This window comes from Roseiarcus fermentans, from assembly GCF_003315135.1.
In the GTDB taxonomy this organism is placed as follows: Bacteria; Pseudomonadota; Alphaproteobacteria; order Rhizobiales; family Beijerinckiaceae; genus Roseiarcus; species Roseiarcus fermentans.
Genome location: NZ_QNRK01000020.1, coordinates 49385 through 63902, shown reverse-complemented (window position 1 = coordinate 63902; position 14518 = coordinate 49385). Strand labels below are relative to the sequence as shown.

General features: G+C 69.1%; 16 protein-coding genes. 7 read left to right on the top strand and 9 right to left on the bottom strand.

Translation table 11 applies throughout. The features are described 5' to 3' along the window. Window positions 1-93 precede the first annotated feature (93 nt). Genes DFR50_RS32160 through DFR50_RS17780 form a run of 3 tightly spaced genes read left to right on the top strand, consistent with a single transcriptional unit; the run spans window position 94 to window position 1415 of the window. Window positions 94-258 carry a hypothetical protein gene (locus tag DFR50_RS32160; RefSeq protein WP_170153264.1) on the top strand — a complete coding sequence of 55 codons (165 nt, stop codon included), beginning with the start codon at window positions 94-96 and terminating at the stop codon, window positions 256-258. After that, window positions 255-1199 (top strand): serine O-acetyltransferase EpsC, encoded by a 945-nt coding sequence (gene epsC, locus DFR50_RS17785; protein WP_425376080.1) that lies wholly within the window; start codon window positions 255-257, stop codon window positions 1197-1199. The genes DFR50_RS32160 and epsC overlap by 4 nt, the downstream gene beginning before the upstream one ends. Before the next feature lie 3 nt (window positions 1200-1202). Next, the gene (locus tag DFR50_RS17780) at window positions 1203-1415 is read left to right on the top strand and encodes a hypothetical protein (RefSeq protein ID WP_113890612.1); all 213 of its coding nucleotides are present in this window, start codon (window positions 1203-1205) and stop codon (window positions 1413-1415) included. A 78-nt stretch (window positions 1416-1493) separates the two neighbouring features. Here the strand turns inward: DFR50_RS17780 and DFR50_RS17775 are convergent, their stop codons facing one another. Together DFR50_RS17775 and DFR50_RS17770 are read right to left on the bottom strand one after the other, a co-directional pair. Continuing rightward, window positions 1494-1943: a DUF6691 family protein gene (locus tag DFR50_RS17775; RefSeq protein ID WP_113890611.1), complete on the bottom strand. Its 450-nt coding sequence runs from the start codon at window positions 1941-1943 to the stop codon at window positions 1494-1496. A 15-nt stretch (window positions 1944-1958) separates the two neighbouring features. Then, window positions 1959-2387, bottom strand: a complete 429-nt coding sequence (locus DFR50_RS17770; protein WP_113890610.1) for a YeeE/YedE family protein — start codon at window positions 2385-2387, stop codon at window positions 1959-1961. Window positions 2388-2863: 476 nt separating this feature from the next. On the opposite strand from DFR50_RS17770, the gene DFR50_RS17765 reads away from it, so the two are divergent. Beyond that, on the top strand, window positions 2864-3469 hold the full coding sequence (locus tag DFR50_RS17765) for a flavin reductase family protein (RefSeq protein WP_113890609.1): 606 nt from the start codon (window positions 2864-2866) through the stop codon (window positions 3467-3469). Between the two features lie 83 nt (window positions 3470-3552). After that, entirely contained in the window at window positions 3553-5316 is a 1764-nt protein-coding gene (gene xsc / locus DFR50_RS17760) for a sulfoacetaldehyde acetyltransferase (RefSeq protein WP_113890608.1), read from the top strand. A 331-nt stretch (window positions 5317-5647) separates the two neighbouring features. On the opposite strand, the gene DFR50_RS31490 is transcribed toward xsc, so the two are convergent. Beyond that, window positions 5648-6157 (bottom strand): hypothetical protein, encoded by a 510-nt coding sequence (locus DFR50_RS31490; protein WP_147262801.1) that lies wholly within the window; start codon window positions 6155-6157, stop codon window positions 5648-5650. A gap of 272 nt (window positions 6158-6429) precedes the next feature. Here DFR50_RS31490 and DFR50_RS17755 point away from each other — a divergent pair, with 272 nt between their 5' ends. Then, window positions 6430-7557: a winged helix-turn-helix domain-containing protein gene (locus DFR50_RS17755; protein WP_170153263.1), complete on the top strand. Its 1128-nt coding sequence runs from the start codon at window positions 6430-6432 to the stop codon at window positions 7555-7557. A 46-nt stretch (window positions 7558-7603) separates the two neighbouring features. On the opposite strand, the gene DFR50_RS17750 is transcribed toward DFR50_RS17755, so the two are convergent. From DFR50_RS17750 to tauA, 3 genes are all read right to left on the bottom strand, one after another. Continuing rightward, window positions 7604-8452: an ABC transporter permease subunit gene (locus DFR50_RS17750; protein WP_113890606.1), complete on the bottom strand. Its 849-nt coding sequence runs from the start codon at window positions 8450-8452 to the stop codon at window positions 7604-7606. After that, the gene (locus tag DFR50_RS17745; RefSeq protein ID WP_113890605.1) at window positions 8449-9240 is read right to left on the bottom strand and encodes a taurine ABC transporter ATP-binding protein; all 792 of its coding nucleotides are present in this window, start codon (window positions 9238-9240) and stop codon (window positions 8449-8451) included. Before DFR50_RS17745 ends, DFR50_RS17750 begins: the two co-directional genes overlap by 4 nt. Before the next feature lie 79 nt (window positions 9241-9319). Beyond that, on the bottom strand, window positions 9320-10336 hold the full coding sequence (tauA, locus tag DFR50_RS17740; RefSeq protein WP_113890666.1) for a taurine ABC transporter substrate-binding protein: 1017 nt from the start codon (window positions 10334-10336) through the stop codon (window positions 9320-9322). Between the two features lie 167 nt (window positions 10337-10503). On the opposite strand from tauA, the gene DFR50_RS17735 reads away from it, so the two are divergent. Further along, window positions 10504-11856 carry an FAD/NAD(P)-binding protein gene (locus DFR50_RS17735; protein ID WP_170153262.1) on the top strand — a complete coding sequence of 451 codons (1353 nt, stop codon included), beginning with the start codon at window positions 10504-10506 and terminating at the stop codon, window positions 11854-11856. A 16-nt stretch (window positions 11857-11872) separates the two neighbouring features. Here the strand turns inward: DFR50_RS17735 and DFR50_RS17730 are convergent, their stop codons facing one another. The 3 genes from DFR50_RS17730 to DFR50_RS17720 are packed head-to-tail and all read right to left on the bottom strand — an operon-like array spanning window position 11873 to window position 14453. After that, window positions 11873-12790, bottom strand: coding sequence for a TauD/TfdA dioxygenase family protein (locus tag DFR50_RS17730; RefSeq protein WP_113890603.1), 918 nt, complete (start codon window positions 12788-12790; stop codon window positions 11873-11875). Window positions 12791-12820: 30 nt separating this feature from the next. After that, a complete protein-coding gene (locus DFR50_RS17725) occupies window positions 12821-13615 on the bottom strand; it encodes an ATP-binding cassette domain-containing protein (RefSeq protein ID WP_113890602.1) in 795 nt (264 codons plus the stop codon). A gap of 7 nt (window positions 13616-13622) precedes the next feature. Then, the gene (locus DFR50_RS17720; RefSeq protein WP_113890601.1) at window positions 13623-14453 is read right to left on the bottom strand and encodes an ABC transporter permease subunit; all 831 of its coding nucleotides are present in this window, start codon (window positions 14451-14453) and stop codon (window positions 13623-13625) included. Window positions 14454-14518 lie beyond the last annotated feature (65 nt).

Below are 14518 nucleotides of genomic sequence, written 5' to 3'. Positions count from 1 at the left end.
GCGCCGGCGGCCGCCTCGGCGCGGCTGCGTCGCGCATCTTGACTTGGCCAATTATTCCAGTAAATTTATAGACTAACTTAGGAGCAACTTCTCATGCCGCGCCGGTTCGCCGACACCGACCCTTCGCTCGCCGCTCCGCCGCTCGTCCGCCGGAACCGCCCCGAGACCGCCGGCTCGACGATCGTCGCGATCCGGCCCGGCTCCGGCGCGCGAGCCCTCGACGTCGTCCTGCTCGACGAGAAGGGGCGCGCGCCGTGACCGCGCTGCGCGACGACCGCCCCGGCGGCGAGGCCGATCTGGACCTCGCTCGCGTGGCCGCCCGGCTTCACGCTTTACGAATGGCGTCGCAGACGCGGCGGTACCGCGGCGCGCCGCCGGCGCTGCCGTCGCGGGACACCATCGTCGAGATCGTCGAAAACCTGGTCGCCGCGCTCTATCCCCGCCATTTCGGCCCGCCCGCCCTGGCGCCGGAACGGATCGACGCCTTCGTGATCCGGACGCTCGAGGCCGTGCTGTCGGCGCTCCGCCGCCAGATCGAACTCGAACTCGCGCTCGCCCGGGAATGGAAGGGCGAGAGCCGGATCGACTCGCCGCTGAGGGCCGGCGACATCGTCGAGGCTTTCGCCGAAGCGCTGCCGAAGGTTCGCAGGCTCCTCGACAGCGACCTCAAGGCCGCCTTCGAGGGCGACCCGTCGGCCAAGAGCATCGACGAGATCGTGTTCTGCTTTCCGGGTTTCGCCGCGATCGCCCGCCACCGGCTGGCGCACGAACTCTACACGCTCGGCGTGACGATGATCGCCCGCATCGTCGCCGAGGAGGCGCATTCGGCGACCGGCATCGACATCCATCCGGGCGCGACCATCGGCGAACGGTTCTTCATCGACCACGGCACCGGCGTCGTGATCGGCGAGACGGCCATTATCGGCCGCAACGTGCGCCTCTACCAGGCGGTGACGCTCGGGGCGAAGCGGTTCGAGGCGGACGCGTCGGGCGCCCTCGCCAAGAACTATCCCCGCCACCCGATCGTCGAAGACGACGTCGTGATCTACGCCGGCGCGACCGTGCTCGGGCGCGTGACGATCGGCAGAGGTTCGTCGATCGGCGGCAACGTCTGGCTGACCCGCGACGTCCCGCCCGGCAGCAGCATCACCCAGGCCAAGGCGCGCAACGAAACCTTCGACGACGGCGCGGGGATCTGACCCATGGACTCGGGTTCCGCGGTCCGAACCTTCTGGCGCGACCTGCGCGCCGGCCTCGCGCGCCTCAACGCGCGTCTCGCCGAAAACCCCCTGGACGACGACGCGGTCTTCGTCGCGCGGCCGGGCGCTTCGGAGGGCCGCGACGACGCCGAGCGCCGCATCGCCGAGGCGCGGAGCGCCCGGCTTCGCGAGCCCGGAGTCCGGCCCCCGATGTGAAGCGTCAGCCCTCGGCCTCTCCGACGCCGGGCGCGCCGCGACCGCGCGGCGGAGTGTTTTCTTCCAACGCGCCCGGCTTCATCCGTCCTCGAGCGCCGCCGTCGCGGGCGCTCCGGCGCGGATCGCGGGCCAGACGGCGACGATCGCCATCCCGGCCGCCATCGCCGCGACGAACAGCGCCGCCCGGCCGTCGAGAAAGCCGACGTCCGCGATCGCCGGGCCGGGGCACAAGCCCACGAGCCCCCAGCCGACGCCGAATAGGAGCGACCCGCCGATCACGGAACCGTCGATCGCCTTCGCGGTCGGCCAGTCGAGCGGCGCGCCGGAAACCGTCCGGCCGCGCGCCCGCGCGACGCGGAAGCCGACGAAAGCGACGGCGATCGCGCCGAGCATGACGAAAGCGAGCGACGGGTCCCAGGCGCCGGCGAGATCGAGGAAGGCCAGCACCTTGGCCGGGTTGGTCATCCCCGAGAGGCACAGCCCGAGCCCGAACAGGAGCCCGACGAGGAACGGCGCGAGGCGTTTCACGACAGCGCGCTCCCTTCACAGACCGTGGCGCACGACGAAGACGGCGGCGAAGCCCGCCGCCATGAAGGCGAGGGTCGCCGCGAGCGAGCGCGGCGACAGGCGCGCGAGGCCGCAGACGCCGTGGCCGCTGGTGCAGCCGTTGGCGAGCCGCGTCCCGAACCCGACCAGAAGCCCGCCGGCGATCAGGGTGGCGGGTCCTGCGGCAATCGCCGGCGACGGGGCGTCGAACAGCAGGCGGGCGAGGAAGGGGGCGACGATCAGGCCGGCGATCGCCTGCGTCCGCCAGCGCCAGTCGCCGGCGCGCGGCGGGATCAGGCCGCCGAGGAGGCCCGAGGCGCCGAGGATGCGGCCGTTGGCGAGCATCAGCCCGACGGCCGCGAGGCCGATCAGCGCCCCGCCGGTCAAGGCCGGGACGGGGGTGAAATGGGTCCAGTCGATCGTCATGGGCCGCCTGTCCTCTCCATTCGCCCCGGGTTCGACGGGAACCGGTCGGTCCAAGCCCATGTCGTCGCGAGCCGGCCGGGCGCGGGCGCGCCCGCGCCCGCGCAGACGACGACCGGTTCGCCCGGTCCGCGCCGGCGCCGCAAGACAAGGCCACTCGGCATTTTCCCGTCCCACGCGCCGAAAGCGCCTTGATTTGTGCTTATGTCTATCTTTTCAGTCAACGATAAACGCCGTTCTGCCGGCAGGGCCTCGGCCTGGACCGGCGGGATCAGCCCGCGCGCCGTGACAGCGTCGCCGAGGAGGAATGGCGAGCCGTTCGGCGCGAGCGCGGCAGCGACCAACCCTGATCGTCGGGACGCGACGGTCGGAGTCGGCGCCTGTCCGGAGAGCGGGCTGCGAGGGCGGCGGAAGCGCTATTAGTTGACTTATTTTGTGGACTAACTAGAATGCATGTGTTCACCCCATGCAGGCCTGCGATGCTCCCGACCAATGTCCGCCGCCTCCACCCTCGCCCGACGTCCGCGCCGCTGCACGGGGTGGACAGTCAGGGCTTCAAGGACGCGATGCGGCAACTCGCGAGCGGCGTCTGCGTCGTGACGGTCGGCGCCGGCGATGAGCGCAACGGATTGACCGCGACGTCGGTGTCCTCGCTGTCGGACGAGCCGCCGACGCTGCTCGTCTGCGTCCATCGCGCGGCGTCGAGCTACCCGGCGTTCGAGCGCTACGGCGCCTTCGCCGTCAACGTGCTCGCCGCCGACCAGAGGGAGATCGCCGATCGCTTCGCCGGGGCGACCAACGCGGGGGGCGCCGGGCGCTTCGCCGGCGGGCGCTGGCTGGAGCTGCCGGACGGCGGCGTTTGTCTGGCCGAATCGGTCGCGGTGCTCGATTGCGAGGTAGAGGAGCGCATCGAGCGGCATTCGCACGCCATCGTCATCGGGCGGGTTCGCAGGACGATGATCGGGGCGAATTCCGGCGCTTTGGTCTATTGGCGCGGCCGCTACGACCAGATCGGCTGGACCGACGCCGAGGTGGCCCGCGCGGTCGGGCTCTCGCCGAGAATCGGGGCGTTTTCGCCGACATGACGAAACCGATGCCGCGCGACGGGCGCGCGCAGGCCTGACCCGACCCTCCATCCATCGCCGCCAGCGGCCGGAGCACGACATCCATGCGCATGACCACTGAGGAAGCCTTTGTGAAGGTTCTCCAGAGGCACGGGATCGATCAGGCGTTCGGCATCATCGGCTCGGCCTTCATGCCGATTTCCGACCTCTTTCCCAAGGCGGGCATTCGATTCTGGGACGTCGCCCACGAGACCAACGGCGGCGTCATGTGCGACGGCTACACCCGCGCCACCGGCCGGATCGCGATGGCGATCGCGCAGAACGGCCCCGGCGTCACCAACTTCGTCACCGCGGTCAAGACCGCCTACTGGAACCACACGCCGATGCTGGTGGTGACGCCCCAGGCGGCCAACCGGACGATCGGCCTCGGCGGCTTCCAGGAGGTCGACCAGATGGCGATGTTCCGCGACGTGGCCGCCTATCAGGAGGAAGTGCGCGACCCCTCCCGCATCGCCGAAGTCCTGAACCGGGTGATCACCAAGGCGAAGCGCCTGTCGGCGCCGGCGCAGATCAACGTGCCGCGCGATTTCTGGACCCAGGTCGTCGACATCGAGTTGCCGCCGGTGATCGCGCTCGAGCCGCCCGCGGGCGGCGAGAACGCCATCTCCGAGGCGGCGACGCTGCTCTCCGACGCGCGATTCCCGGTGATCGTGTCGGGCGCCGGCGTCGTGCTCGCCTCCGCCATCCCCGACGTCGTCGCGCTGGCGGAGCGGCTCGACGCGCCGGTGTGCAACGGCTACCAGCACAACGACAGCTTCCCGGGCTCGCACCGGCTCAGTCTCGGGCCGCTCGGCTACAACGGTTCGAAGGCGGCGATGGAGCTGATCGCGCTGGCCGACGTGGTGCTTGCGCTCGGCACGCGGCTCAATCCGTTCTCCACCCTGCCCTGCTACGGCATCGACTACTGGCCGCGCGCGGCCAAGGTCATTCAGGTCGACGTCAACCCCGACCGGATCGGGCTGGCGAAACCGATCGCGGTCGGAATCTGCGGCGACGCGGCGCTGGTGGCGCGACGGATTCTCGCACGGCTGTCGCCGCGCGCCGGCGACGCCGGGCGCGACGAGCGCAAGGGGCTCGTGCATGCGAAAAAATCGGCGTGGCTGCAGGCGCTCTCCGGCATGGACCACGAGGAGGACGATCCCGGCACGACCTGGAACGCCCGCGCCCGCGCCCGGCAGCCGGACGCCATGTCGGCGCGGCAGGCGTGGCGGGCGATCCAGGCCGGATTGCCGCGCGAGGCGATCATTTCGTCCGACATCGGCAACAATTGCGCCATCGGCGCCGCCTATCCGACCTTCGAGCAGGGCCGCAAATATCTGGCGCCCGGACTGTTCGGCCCTTGCGGCTACGGCTTTCCGGCGATCGTCGGGGCCAAGATCGGCTGCCCGGACGTTCCGGTGGTCGGTTTCGCCGGCGACGGCGCCTTCGGCATTGCGATGAACGAACTGTCCTCGATCGGCCGCCAGGGGTGGCCGGCGATCACGATGGTCGTCTTCCGCAATTACCAGTGGGGCGCCGAGAAGCGGAATTCCACGCTGTGGTACGACGACAACTTCGTCGGCACGGAGCTCAATCCGAACGTCAGCTACGCGAAGGTCGCCGAGGCGTGCGGACTGAAGGGCGTCGTGGCGCGCTCGCCCGCCGCGCTGACCGAGGCCCTTCGAACAGCTTGCGCCGCGCAGCCCGACGGCGTGACGACGCTGATCGAGGTCGCGCTCAATCAGGAGCTCGGCGAGCCCTTCCGCCGCGACGCGATGATGAAGCCGGTTGTGGTTGCGGGCGTCCGCCGCGAGGACATGCGCGCGTGAGGCTCGAGCGCGGTCGCGCATCGCGCGCCGCCGCGTGGGCGAACGGATCGACGCAGAGAAGGCCTCGAGCGCGGAGCAAACAGTTGTGGTAATCAGAACTTTTTGAATAAGCTGTCTGGTCGAAAACCATTGTAACGGGTTGCGAGGCGGCGTTCGAGCGCTGAAGAAGACGCTGAAAAACCCTGCTGGAGTGCTCTGGTGGAAGGCGCCGGCTTAAGAAGGCGCGACCGCGGCGGCAGAGTGGCGGATACGATCTCCTACGCACTCGAATCGGTGACCGTTGATGACGCCAGCGACTGCGCCGCGGCGCCCGATGATCTTTGCAGGGCCCTTAGGGATTATAATTCATGGTCGCGATCCCGTCCCCGGTTGAGAGGTTCCAACATATTAGCGCCATATTCTGCATATTCGGATATGCCCCACTGGTCGCTACCGATACCGACTTCTGTTGGTACGGCGCCGTGAATGTCGCCGTACCACCGACGACACATTGGTGATCGTTAAGTGACGTTGGACAGGCATAGACGATGCAATTGAAGCTCGTGCCGACCGCGTGATTCCAGTAGTTTCGTATATAAATCGTATGCTCGCCCTCTGAGTTGACCGGCAAGTTGAAATCTAAAGTCACTTTATAAGCGCATTTATTATATACTGCGCCGTTGTCTTCAAAAAGACACTGATAAGGGTTGGAATTTTGAGGTGTTGCTGGAGTTTCCTCCACGTGAAAATTATTGAATGCGTTGATGGATGCGAGCTCAGCATTGGCGCCCCCTCCTGGGGCCAGAGTTCCTGCCGCTATTGTCGAAACGATCGTGGCTAAACGAACGTGAGTGAAAAGCATGGTGCATCTCCTTTGAAAGCGAGCAAATCTCCCACGGTCCTGCTGCATCTGTTTGATCAAACGGTAACGGGAGCGTAAAATTCGGGTAACAGGCGCGAGCGCCATGCGGGCGAGGTCGCTGGCCCACCGTCGGAGGCCGAGTGATGGATTGCGCAGGGAGCGAACGCACCAGAGCCTCATTGCCGCCGCGCGTTGCACCCGTTCGGTTTGCCTCCTTTACGCTCGATCTCGATGGATGCTCGCTCTCCCGGGCAGACGGCGGTCCAGTTCCCTTGACGCCGAAGGAATTTTTGCTGCTGCGCGAATTCGTCGGTCACCCCGGGCGCGTACTGAGCCGCCAATACCTGCTCGACGCGTTGACCGGGCGGTGCGCCGATCCCTTCGATCGCAACATCGATGTGCTCGTCGGCCGGCTCCGCCGCAAGATCGAAACAAATCCAAAGCAACCGACTCTGATCCTCACGGCGCCCGGCCTTGGCTATAAATTTGGAACGCCAATCACGCTTGGTTCCATCAAAGCCGATTCGGCAATCGCGACGCCAGCCGCGCCGGCTTCACCCGCCAATACCGGGCCGCCGCGGCTCTCAATCGTTGTCCTGCCCTTCGCCAATCTTACCGGCGACGCGACGCAGGACCATTTCGTCGATGGCGTGACCGAGAGCCTGACCACCGATCTTGCCCGCATCGGCGGCGCGCTCGTGATCGGGCGGAATACGGCGTTCACTTACAAGGGCAAGTCCGTCGATCTGAAGCAGATCGGCAGGGAGCTCAACGTCCGCTACGTGCTGGAGGGCAGCGTTCAGCGCGCGGCGAGCCGAATGCGCGTCAGCGCCCAGCTTATCGATGCCGAAAGCGGCTGCCACGTCTGGGCCGAGCGGTTCGACAAGCCGCTCGCGGACATCTTCGACGCTCAGGACGAGATCGTCGCGCATCTGGCGCGGCAGCTCGACGCCGCCTTGATCTCCGCGGAGGCGCGCCGCTCCGCCCTGTCGCCGCAGCCCGACGCCACGGACCTCACGATTCAGCGCAGAGCGTGGTTGCACGAGGGGATTACGCTGGACCATCTGGCGCGCGCCGGCGGTTTCTTCGACTGCGCGCTGGCTCTCGCTCCTGCCGACGTCGGCGCCTTGATCGGCAAGGCTTGGGTCGACATGACGTTGGCGGACGCCTGCACGGCTGACGATCGATCAGCTCGCGTGGAGGCGGCCAGAGCCGCGTTGACACGGGCTTTGCAAGTCGCGCCCGATCATGCGCTCGCTCACTTCCTCCTGGGCCGCGTCGAGATTTGCGACAACCGGGGACTTCACGCCATCGCCGGATTCGATCGGGCCTCAACGTTTGATCGCAACCTGGCCGCCGCACACGCCGCGATCGGCATGGCCAAGCTCCTCATGGGCTGAGCAGAGCTGACCGAGGCCCTCGTGCTCGAGGCGCTCCGCGGTCCCCTCAGCTCTGGCCCTTCCACGGCGCGAGCCGGCGCTCGAGCAGCCGCATGGCGAACGAGAAGGCGAAGGCGCAGAGCGCGATCACGCCGATGCCGACGAACACGTAGTCGGTGGCGAGGAACTGCGATGCCGACATCACGAAGTGGCCGATGCCCTGCGTCGCGGCGATCAGCTCCGCCGCGACCAGCGTGCTCCAGCCGACGCCGATGGCGATCCGCGCGCCGGTCAGGATCTCGGGTAGCGCGGAGGGAAGCACGACCTCGCGCAGGAGCTGGAAGCGCGTCGCGCCGAGGGAGAGCGCCGCATTGACCCGCTCGAGCGACACCGAGCGCACGCCCGCCTGGGCCGCGATCGCGATCGGAGCGAACATCGCCATCGTCAGCAGCGTGATCTTGGAGGCCTCGCCGATGCCGAGCCAGATGATCATCAGCGGCAGGTAGGCGAGCGGCGGCAGCGGCCAGTAGAACTCGATCGGCGTGTCGAACACGCCCTTGGCCCAGCGGCTGAGCCCCATCGCCAGGCCGACCGGCACGCCGAGCGCGATCGCGATCGCCGCGGCGGTCAGAATCCGGAAGAGACTCGCGCTGACGTGCTCCCACATCGTGGCGTTGGCGTAGCCGTCCTGATAGAACGATATCGCGGCGTTGAAGACCTCTTTCGGAGTCGGCAGGAAGAGATGCGGCACGATCCGCGCCTCCGAGGCCGCCCACCAGGCGAGCAGGATGATGGCGGCGGCGGCGAGGCTGATCGGTACGGTCGACCGCTCGCCGACGCCGAAGCCGCGCATTTTGACGACGCGGATGTCGGGCGCAGGGACGTCGAGCGCGGCTTTGGAGGCGAGGTCGGTCATTCCGCGGCCCTTCCATAGACTTCGTCCTGATGAACGATGGCGCGGACCCGCTCGCGCAGATCCGTGAATTCCGGCGCGGTCTTGACCGCGCGCGCGTCGCGGTCGCGCGCGAAACGCCGCACGAAATCGAGGTCGAACCGCGCCACGATGCGCCCGGGGCGCGGCGACATGACGATCAGGCCCGTGCCGAGGAACAGCGCCTCCTCGATCGAATGGGTGATGAAGAAGATCTGCTTGCCGGTGCGCGCCCAGACGTCGACCAGCAGCTCCTGCATCGCCTCGCGGGTCATGCTGTCGAGCGCGCCGAACGGCTCGTCCATCAGCAGGATCGCCGGGTCGGGGGCGAGCGCGCGGGCGATGCCGACGCGCTGGCGCATGCCGCCGGACAGTTCGTAGGGCGCGGCATTGGCGAATTCCTGCAAGCCGACGAGGCGCAGGAGCTCGAGCGCCCGCTCGCGCCGCTCCTTGCGGCCGACCCCCGCGAACTTGAGGCCGAGCGCAACGTTCTCGGCCACCGTCTTCCAGGGCAGCAGCGCGTCCTTCTGGAACACCACGCCGCGCTCGGCCCCCGGCCCCGCGACGGCGCGGCCGTTCAGGGTGATTGCGCCCGAGGACAGCGGCAGGAAACCCGCCATCGCGTTCAGCAGCGTGGACTTGCCGCAGCCCGAGGTCCCGAGCGCGACCACGAAAGCGCCGTCGGCAATGTCGAGCGACACCCGGTCGAGCGCATGGACCGGCTTGCCGTCGCGCGCCGCGAACCACACCGACGCCTTGTCCACCCGCAGCATCGTGAACCCTTCCACGAGAAAAGAAGCGTCGCCGACAACCCCCTGCCGGCGACTCTTCCCCCCGGCCGTCAGGCAAGCCTCAGGACCCGGAACCCTTTTCGGCCGCGACGACAGCGTCGGGCGTGACGAAAGCGGCGTAGGACGGCAGCACGTCGGTGATCTTCTTCTGCTCCTTCAGGAATACGGCGGTCTCCTTGAGGATCTTCGCGATGCCGGACTTCTCGCCGCCGCCGAGCCAGGCGTCGGAGGCCTGAACCGGGAGCGGCAGCAGGTTGAGGTTCTTCAGCGCGCTCGCCTGGTCGGCCGGCGTCCCGCCGAGGAGCTTTGCCAGCGTCCTGGCGTTGTCGCTGTCGGGACCCCACTTGGCCGGATCGGAGACGAAAGAGGCCTGATAGCGGGCGATCACCGCGGCGAAAGCCTTGAGGAAATCGGGATGGGCCTTGGCGAAGCCGCCGGCCGCGACCCAGGCGGAGAAGGTCGGCGCGCCCTTTTCGGCGACGTCCTTCGACGTCACGAGCACCTTGCCGGTCTTCTTCAGCTCGGTCAGGGCCGGGTCCCAGACGAAGCCGCCGTCGAGGTCGCCACGGTTGTAGCCGGCGACGATGTCGGGCTGCGGGATGGCGAACACCTGCACGTCCTTCTCGCTGAGGCCGAGGCTCTTGATGAGGGCGAGCAGTTGGTAATGGTCGGTCGAGACCGGAGCGGCGGCGAGCTTCTTGCCCTTGAGGTCGGCGAGCGCGTTGACGCCCGAGCCGTTGCGCACGACCAGCGCTTCGTCCACGCCGGAGATCGAGGCGAGGTAGAACGCCTCGACGTCGAGGCCGCGCGAGGTCGCGGCCGCGAACGGACTCGACCCGACATAGCCGACCTGGACGTCGCCCGAGGCGATGGCGGCGAAAATCTCGGCGCCGGAATTGAAGCGGCGGAAATCGATCTCGACCCCGGTCGCCTTGTCGAACGCGCCGTTGGCGATCGCGACCGACGAGGGAAGCGCGTCGGTCTGGTAGCCGACGACGACCTTGTCGGCGGCGTCGGCGGCGCCGGCGCCGAGCAACGCCAGGGCGCCGAGGGCGGCGGAGAGAATGGACCTGATCATCTTCACTTGCGTCATCCCAGGTTCGGCGCCGAAACCCGCTCCGATCGAGCGCGCGGCCGGGGCCAAATCGACCATGCCTGGCCTGATGAGTCAAGTTAGTTGATAAATTTTATATACTAATGATAGAATGGCGACCGCCCGGACGAGGCGGACGGGGACGGACAGGCATGCGGATCGCCATCATCGGAGGGGGCGCGACCGGCGCGCTCGCCGCAATCCATCTCTCGCGCCGGCTGGCTGGGCGGGCGGAGGTCGTCGTCGTCGAGCCCCGCGAAACGATCGGGCGCGGGCTCGCCTATTCGACGGACGATCCCCGGCATCTGCTCAACGTGAGGGTCTCGAACATGAGCGCCTTCCCGGACCAGCCGCAGCACCTTCACGACTGGCTCGCCGAACATGGCGGCGCGCCCTGCCCGACTCCGTTCTGCTTCATCTCGCGGGGACGCTACGGCGACTACGTGAGCGCCCTTGCGCGGGAGGCGCTGGCGTCGGGCGCCGTCCATCATCGGCGCGACGTCTGCGTCGACGTCGTCGAGGCGCCGGACACGGTCGCGCTGCGACTCGCGGCCGGCGGCGGGATCGCGGCCGATCATGTGATTCTGGCGATGGGGAACGACGCCAGGCCCGCAGTCGGCGGGTTTCCGGCCGAGCAGCCGTGGGCGCCCGGCTCGCTGGACGGGATCGAGCGGGAGGCGCCGATCCTGATCATCGGTTCCGGGCTGACGATGGCCGACATGGTCCTGTCGCTCGACCGGCGCGGCCATCGCGGGCCGATCGTGGTCGTGTCGCGACGCGGGCTCCTGCCGACCGCGCATCGCCTGAGCCCGGCCCGCGCCCTCGCGGCCGACGAGATCCCGTTCGGCGCCGAGCTGTCGCAACTCGTGGCGTGGCTTCGCCGGCTGGCGGCGAGAGTCGTCGCCGAGGGCGCCGACTGGCGCTCGGCGGTCGACGCGCTCCGGCCGCACACCCAAAGACTGTGGCGGGCGATGACGCCCGACCAGAAACGCCGCTTCCTGCGTCACGGGCGGGTCTGGTGGGACGTCCACCGCCACCGCATGGCCCCGGAGATCGAGGGCGCGATCGGCAGGCTGATCCGCGCCGGCCGCGTCCGGCTGATCGCCGGCCGGGTCGCGAGCGTCGCCCAGGGCGACGCCGGTCTCGAGGTCCGGATCCTGCGCCGCGGCGCGCGAGCGCCGGAGACGGCGGCGTTCGCCCGCGTCATCGACTGCGCCGGTCTCGCCGAAGACCCGCTGAAGTCGTCCAACCCGCTGTTGCAGGCCCTGTTCGCCCGCGGCGCCCTTCGGCCCGACGCGCTCGGCATCGGGCTCGACGTGGCGGAGACATATCGAATTGTCGGCGCCGGCGGCGCGCCGTCGCAGCGCATCCGGGCGATCGGGCCGCTCGCGCGGGCGGCGTTCTGGGAATGCATCGCCATTCCCGACATCCGCCTTCAGTGCCGCGACGTCGCCGAGGCGATCGCCGACGCCCTCGGGCGGAAGGCGGAGGCGCCGGCGGCCTGACCCGACCGCCGCGTTCCTATTGCAGCGAAGCGCGCGGCGCGCCGTCGTAGGCCGAGACGCGCGCCCCCCAGCGCTCGAACGGATAGTAGTCCCACACCGCGTGATGCTGGACCGCCCAGTTGTCCCAGAAGGTCAGCGTGTTCGGCGTCCAGGCGACGCGCGCCTGGAAGGCGACATGGCGTTCGACGTGGCGGACGAGCAGCTCGAGCAGCGCGTCGCTCTCCCAGCGCGTGAGCTGCGGGATATGGGTGGTGAAGGTCGAATTGACGAACAGGAAGCGGCGCCCGGTCGCGGGATGGATGGGCGCGACCGGATGCTCGGCGGTCGGAAAATTGCGCCCGGGCTGGGGTTTGGCGCCATAGCCCGCGGTCCAGGCGTTGGCGCCGTCGTGCACCGCGGTCAGTCCGTCGATGAACGTGCGCAGCGGGCCCGAGAGCGATTCATAGGCGAGGTAGTTGTTGACGAACAGCGTGTCGCCGCCGCCGATCTCCGGCGTTTTCTCGACGTAGAGAAAGGAGGCGCGGATCGGCTCCTGGTCGCAGCTGACGTCGTGATGCCAGGCGTCGCCGGCGGTGTAGCGGGACTCCCGACCGGTCCTCCAGGCGAGCACCTCGGGGTCCCGACTTGCGCCGGCGATCAGCGACGAGGACGCCAGCACATGCTGGTGCAGGCGGCCGAAATGGCCGGCGAACCGCTTCTGGTCGTCCACGCAGAGGCGCTGGTTTCGGAACACCAGGACGAGCCGCTCTGCGCTCGCGCGCCGGATCTCGGCGAGTTGCTCCGGCGGGATCGCCTGCGTCAGGTCGACGCCGTCGATCTCTGCGCCGAGCGCCGGCGCGATCGGCGTCACGCGGATCGTCCGGTAAGGGGCGAGCGCGCGCTCGTTCCACAGCTCGAGCGCGGTCTTGTCTTTGTGATCGCGGTAGAAGGACATTCGGATTGTTTCCAGTTTGCCAAAAGGTCGTCAGGGCTCGGGCGCCGGGTCGCCGAGGAGACGCGCGAGGATCGCTTCTTCGAGGCGGCCGAACTCCGCCGCGCCGCGATGGCGCGGCCGGGCGAGCGGCACGCCGACGTCGAGCGCGATCGCGCCGCGCTCGATCAGCACGATGCGATCGGCGAGCGCGACCGCCTCGGCGACGTCGTGGGTCACCAGAACCGCAGTGAAGCCGTCGCGCAGCCACGCGCTTTCGAGCAGGCGCTGCATCTCGATCCGGGTCAGCGCGTCGAGCGCGCCCAGCGGCTCGTCGAGCGCGAGCACCCGCGGCCGGCTGACGAGGGCGCGGGCGAGCGCGACGCGCTGGCGCTGCCCGCCCGACAGCGTCGCCGGCCAGTCCGCCGCCCGATCGGCGAGCCCGACCGACGCCAGCGCGGCGAGCGCGCGCTCGCGCCGCCCGGGCGCGTCGCGTTCGGCGCCGAGCCCGACCTCGACGTTGGCGAGCACGCTCGCCCACGGCAAGAGCCGCGGCTCCTGGAACATCACGCGGGCCTGGTCGCTCGCATCCGCCAGCGGCCGGCCGGCGATCGTGACCGAGCCGCCGTCGGGCGCGTCGAGTCCGGCGATGAGCCGCAGGAGCGTGCTCTTGCCGCAGCCGCTGCGTCCGACGACCGCGACGAACGCGCCCGCGGGCGCGCGGAAATCGAGGCCGCGCAGCACCGTCGTGTCGCCGAAGGTTCTTCGGATTGCGCGCGCCTCGACCTCCGCGCCCGCCGCAGAGGGCGACCCGCCGGATCGAGAGGCCGCGAGCGCGGTCGCGTTCATGGGCGCCTCACGCCCTGCGATAGGCCGGATGCCACGGCAGGCAGAAGCCTTCGAGGAGCCGGGTGGCGACGTCGGCCAGCTTGCCGAGCAGGGCGTAGATCAGGATCGACAGCACGACGACGTCGGTCATCATGAACTCGCGCGCCTGCATGGCCATGTAGCCGACCCCCGACTGCGCCGCGATCGTCTCGGCGACGATCAGGGTCAGCCACATGACGCCCAGCGCATAGCGCAGGCCGACGAAGATCGACGGCAGCGCGCCCGGCAGGATCACGCGACGAAAGAGCGCGGCGCGCGGCATGCCGTAGCTTTTCGCCATCTCGATCAGCTGGGGATCGACCGACCGCACCCCGTGCAGGGTGTTGACGTAGACCGGGAAGAACACGCCGAGCGAGACCAGGAACAGCTTTGCGCCCTCGTCGATGCCGAACCAGACGATGACCAGCGGGATCAGCGCGAGGTGCGGGATGTTGCGCACCATCTGCAGCGTCGAATCCGACAAGCCCTCCGAGACTTTCGACAACCCGTTGGCGAAGCCGAAGACGAGGCCGATCGCGCCGCCGACAGCGAGACCCGCCATCGCCCGGAGGAAGCTGACGCCGATGTTCGAAGCCAGTTCGCCCGAGCGGGTGAGGCGCCAGGCGGCGGCGACGACGGACGCGGGCGACGGCAGCACCGTGTCGGCGATGAACCCGAGGCTCGAGCCCGCCTGCCAGAGCGCGACGAGCAGCGCCGGCGCGATCCATCCATAGGCGCCGGAGAGTCGCCAGCCGAACGGCCGCCCCGGCGAGGGGCGGGCGCGAAGGCGTTCGAGCGGAGCGGCGGTTGCGTCGGTCATGGACTTTCCTCACCAAGTCGGATCGGAGACGGTTCGCATGGGCCGCCGCCCCGGAGGAGTCGGCG

Excerpts from the sequence above, each read along its gene's own strand:
- DFR50_RS17730 (WP_113890603.1), bottom strand. The coding sequence starts at position 12,790 with ATGTCCTTCTACCGCGATCACAAAGACAAGACCGCGCTCGAGCTGTGG.
- DFR50_RS17780 (WP_113890612.1), top strand. The coding sequence starts at position 1,203 with ATGGACTCGGGTTCCGCGGTCCGAACCTTCTGGCGCGACCTGCGCGCC.
- tauA (WP_113890666.1), bottom strand. The coding sequence starts at position 10,336 with ATGATCAGGTCCATTCTCTCCGCCGCCCTCGGCGCCCTGGCGTTGCTC.
- DFR50_RS17745 (WP_113890605.1), bottom strand. The coding sequence starts at position 9,240 with ATGCTGCGGGTGGACAAGGCGTCGGTGTGGTTCGCGGCGCGCGACGGC.
- DFR50_RS17735 (WP_170153262.1), top strand. The coding sequence starts at position 10,504 with ATGCGGATCGCCATCATCGGAGGGGGCGCGACCGGCGCGCTCGCCGCA.
- DFR50_RS17725 (WP_113890602.1), bottom strand. The coding sequence starts at position 13,615 with ATGAACGCGACCGCGCTCGCGGCCTCTCGATCCGGCGGGTCGCCCTCT.
- DFR50_RS17720 (WP_113890601.1), bottom strand. The coding sequence starts at position 14,453 with ATGACCGACGCAACCGCCGCTCCGCTCGAACGCCTTCGCGCCCGCCCC.
- xsc (WP_113890608.1), top strand. The coding sequence starts at position 3,553 with ATGCGCATGACCACTGAGGAAGCCTTTGTGAAGGTTCTCCAGAGGCAC.
- DFR50_RS32160 (WP_170153264.1), top strand. The coding sequence starts at position 94 with ATGCCGCGCCGGTTCGCCGACACCGACCCTTCGCTCGCCGCTCCGCCG.
- DFR50_RS17770 (WP_113890610.1), bottom strand. The coding sequence starts at position 2,387 with ATGACGATCGACTGGACCCATTTCACCCCCGTCCCGGCCTTGACCGGC.
- DFR50_RS31490 (WP_147262801.1), bottom strand. The coding sequence starts at position 6,157 with ATGCTTTTCACTCACGTTCGTTTAGCCACGATCGTTTCGACAATAGCG.
- DFR50_RS17765 (WP_113890609.1), top strand. The coding sequence starts at position 2,864 with ATGCTCCCGACCAATGTCCGCCGCCTCCACCCTCGCCCGACGTCCGCG.
- DFR50_RS17750 (WP_113890606.1), bottom strand. The coding sequence starts at position 8,452 with ATGACCGACCTCGCCTCCAAAGCCGCGCTCGACGTCCCTGCGCCCGAC.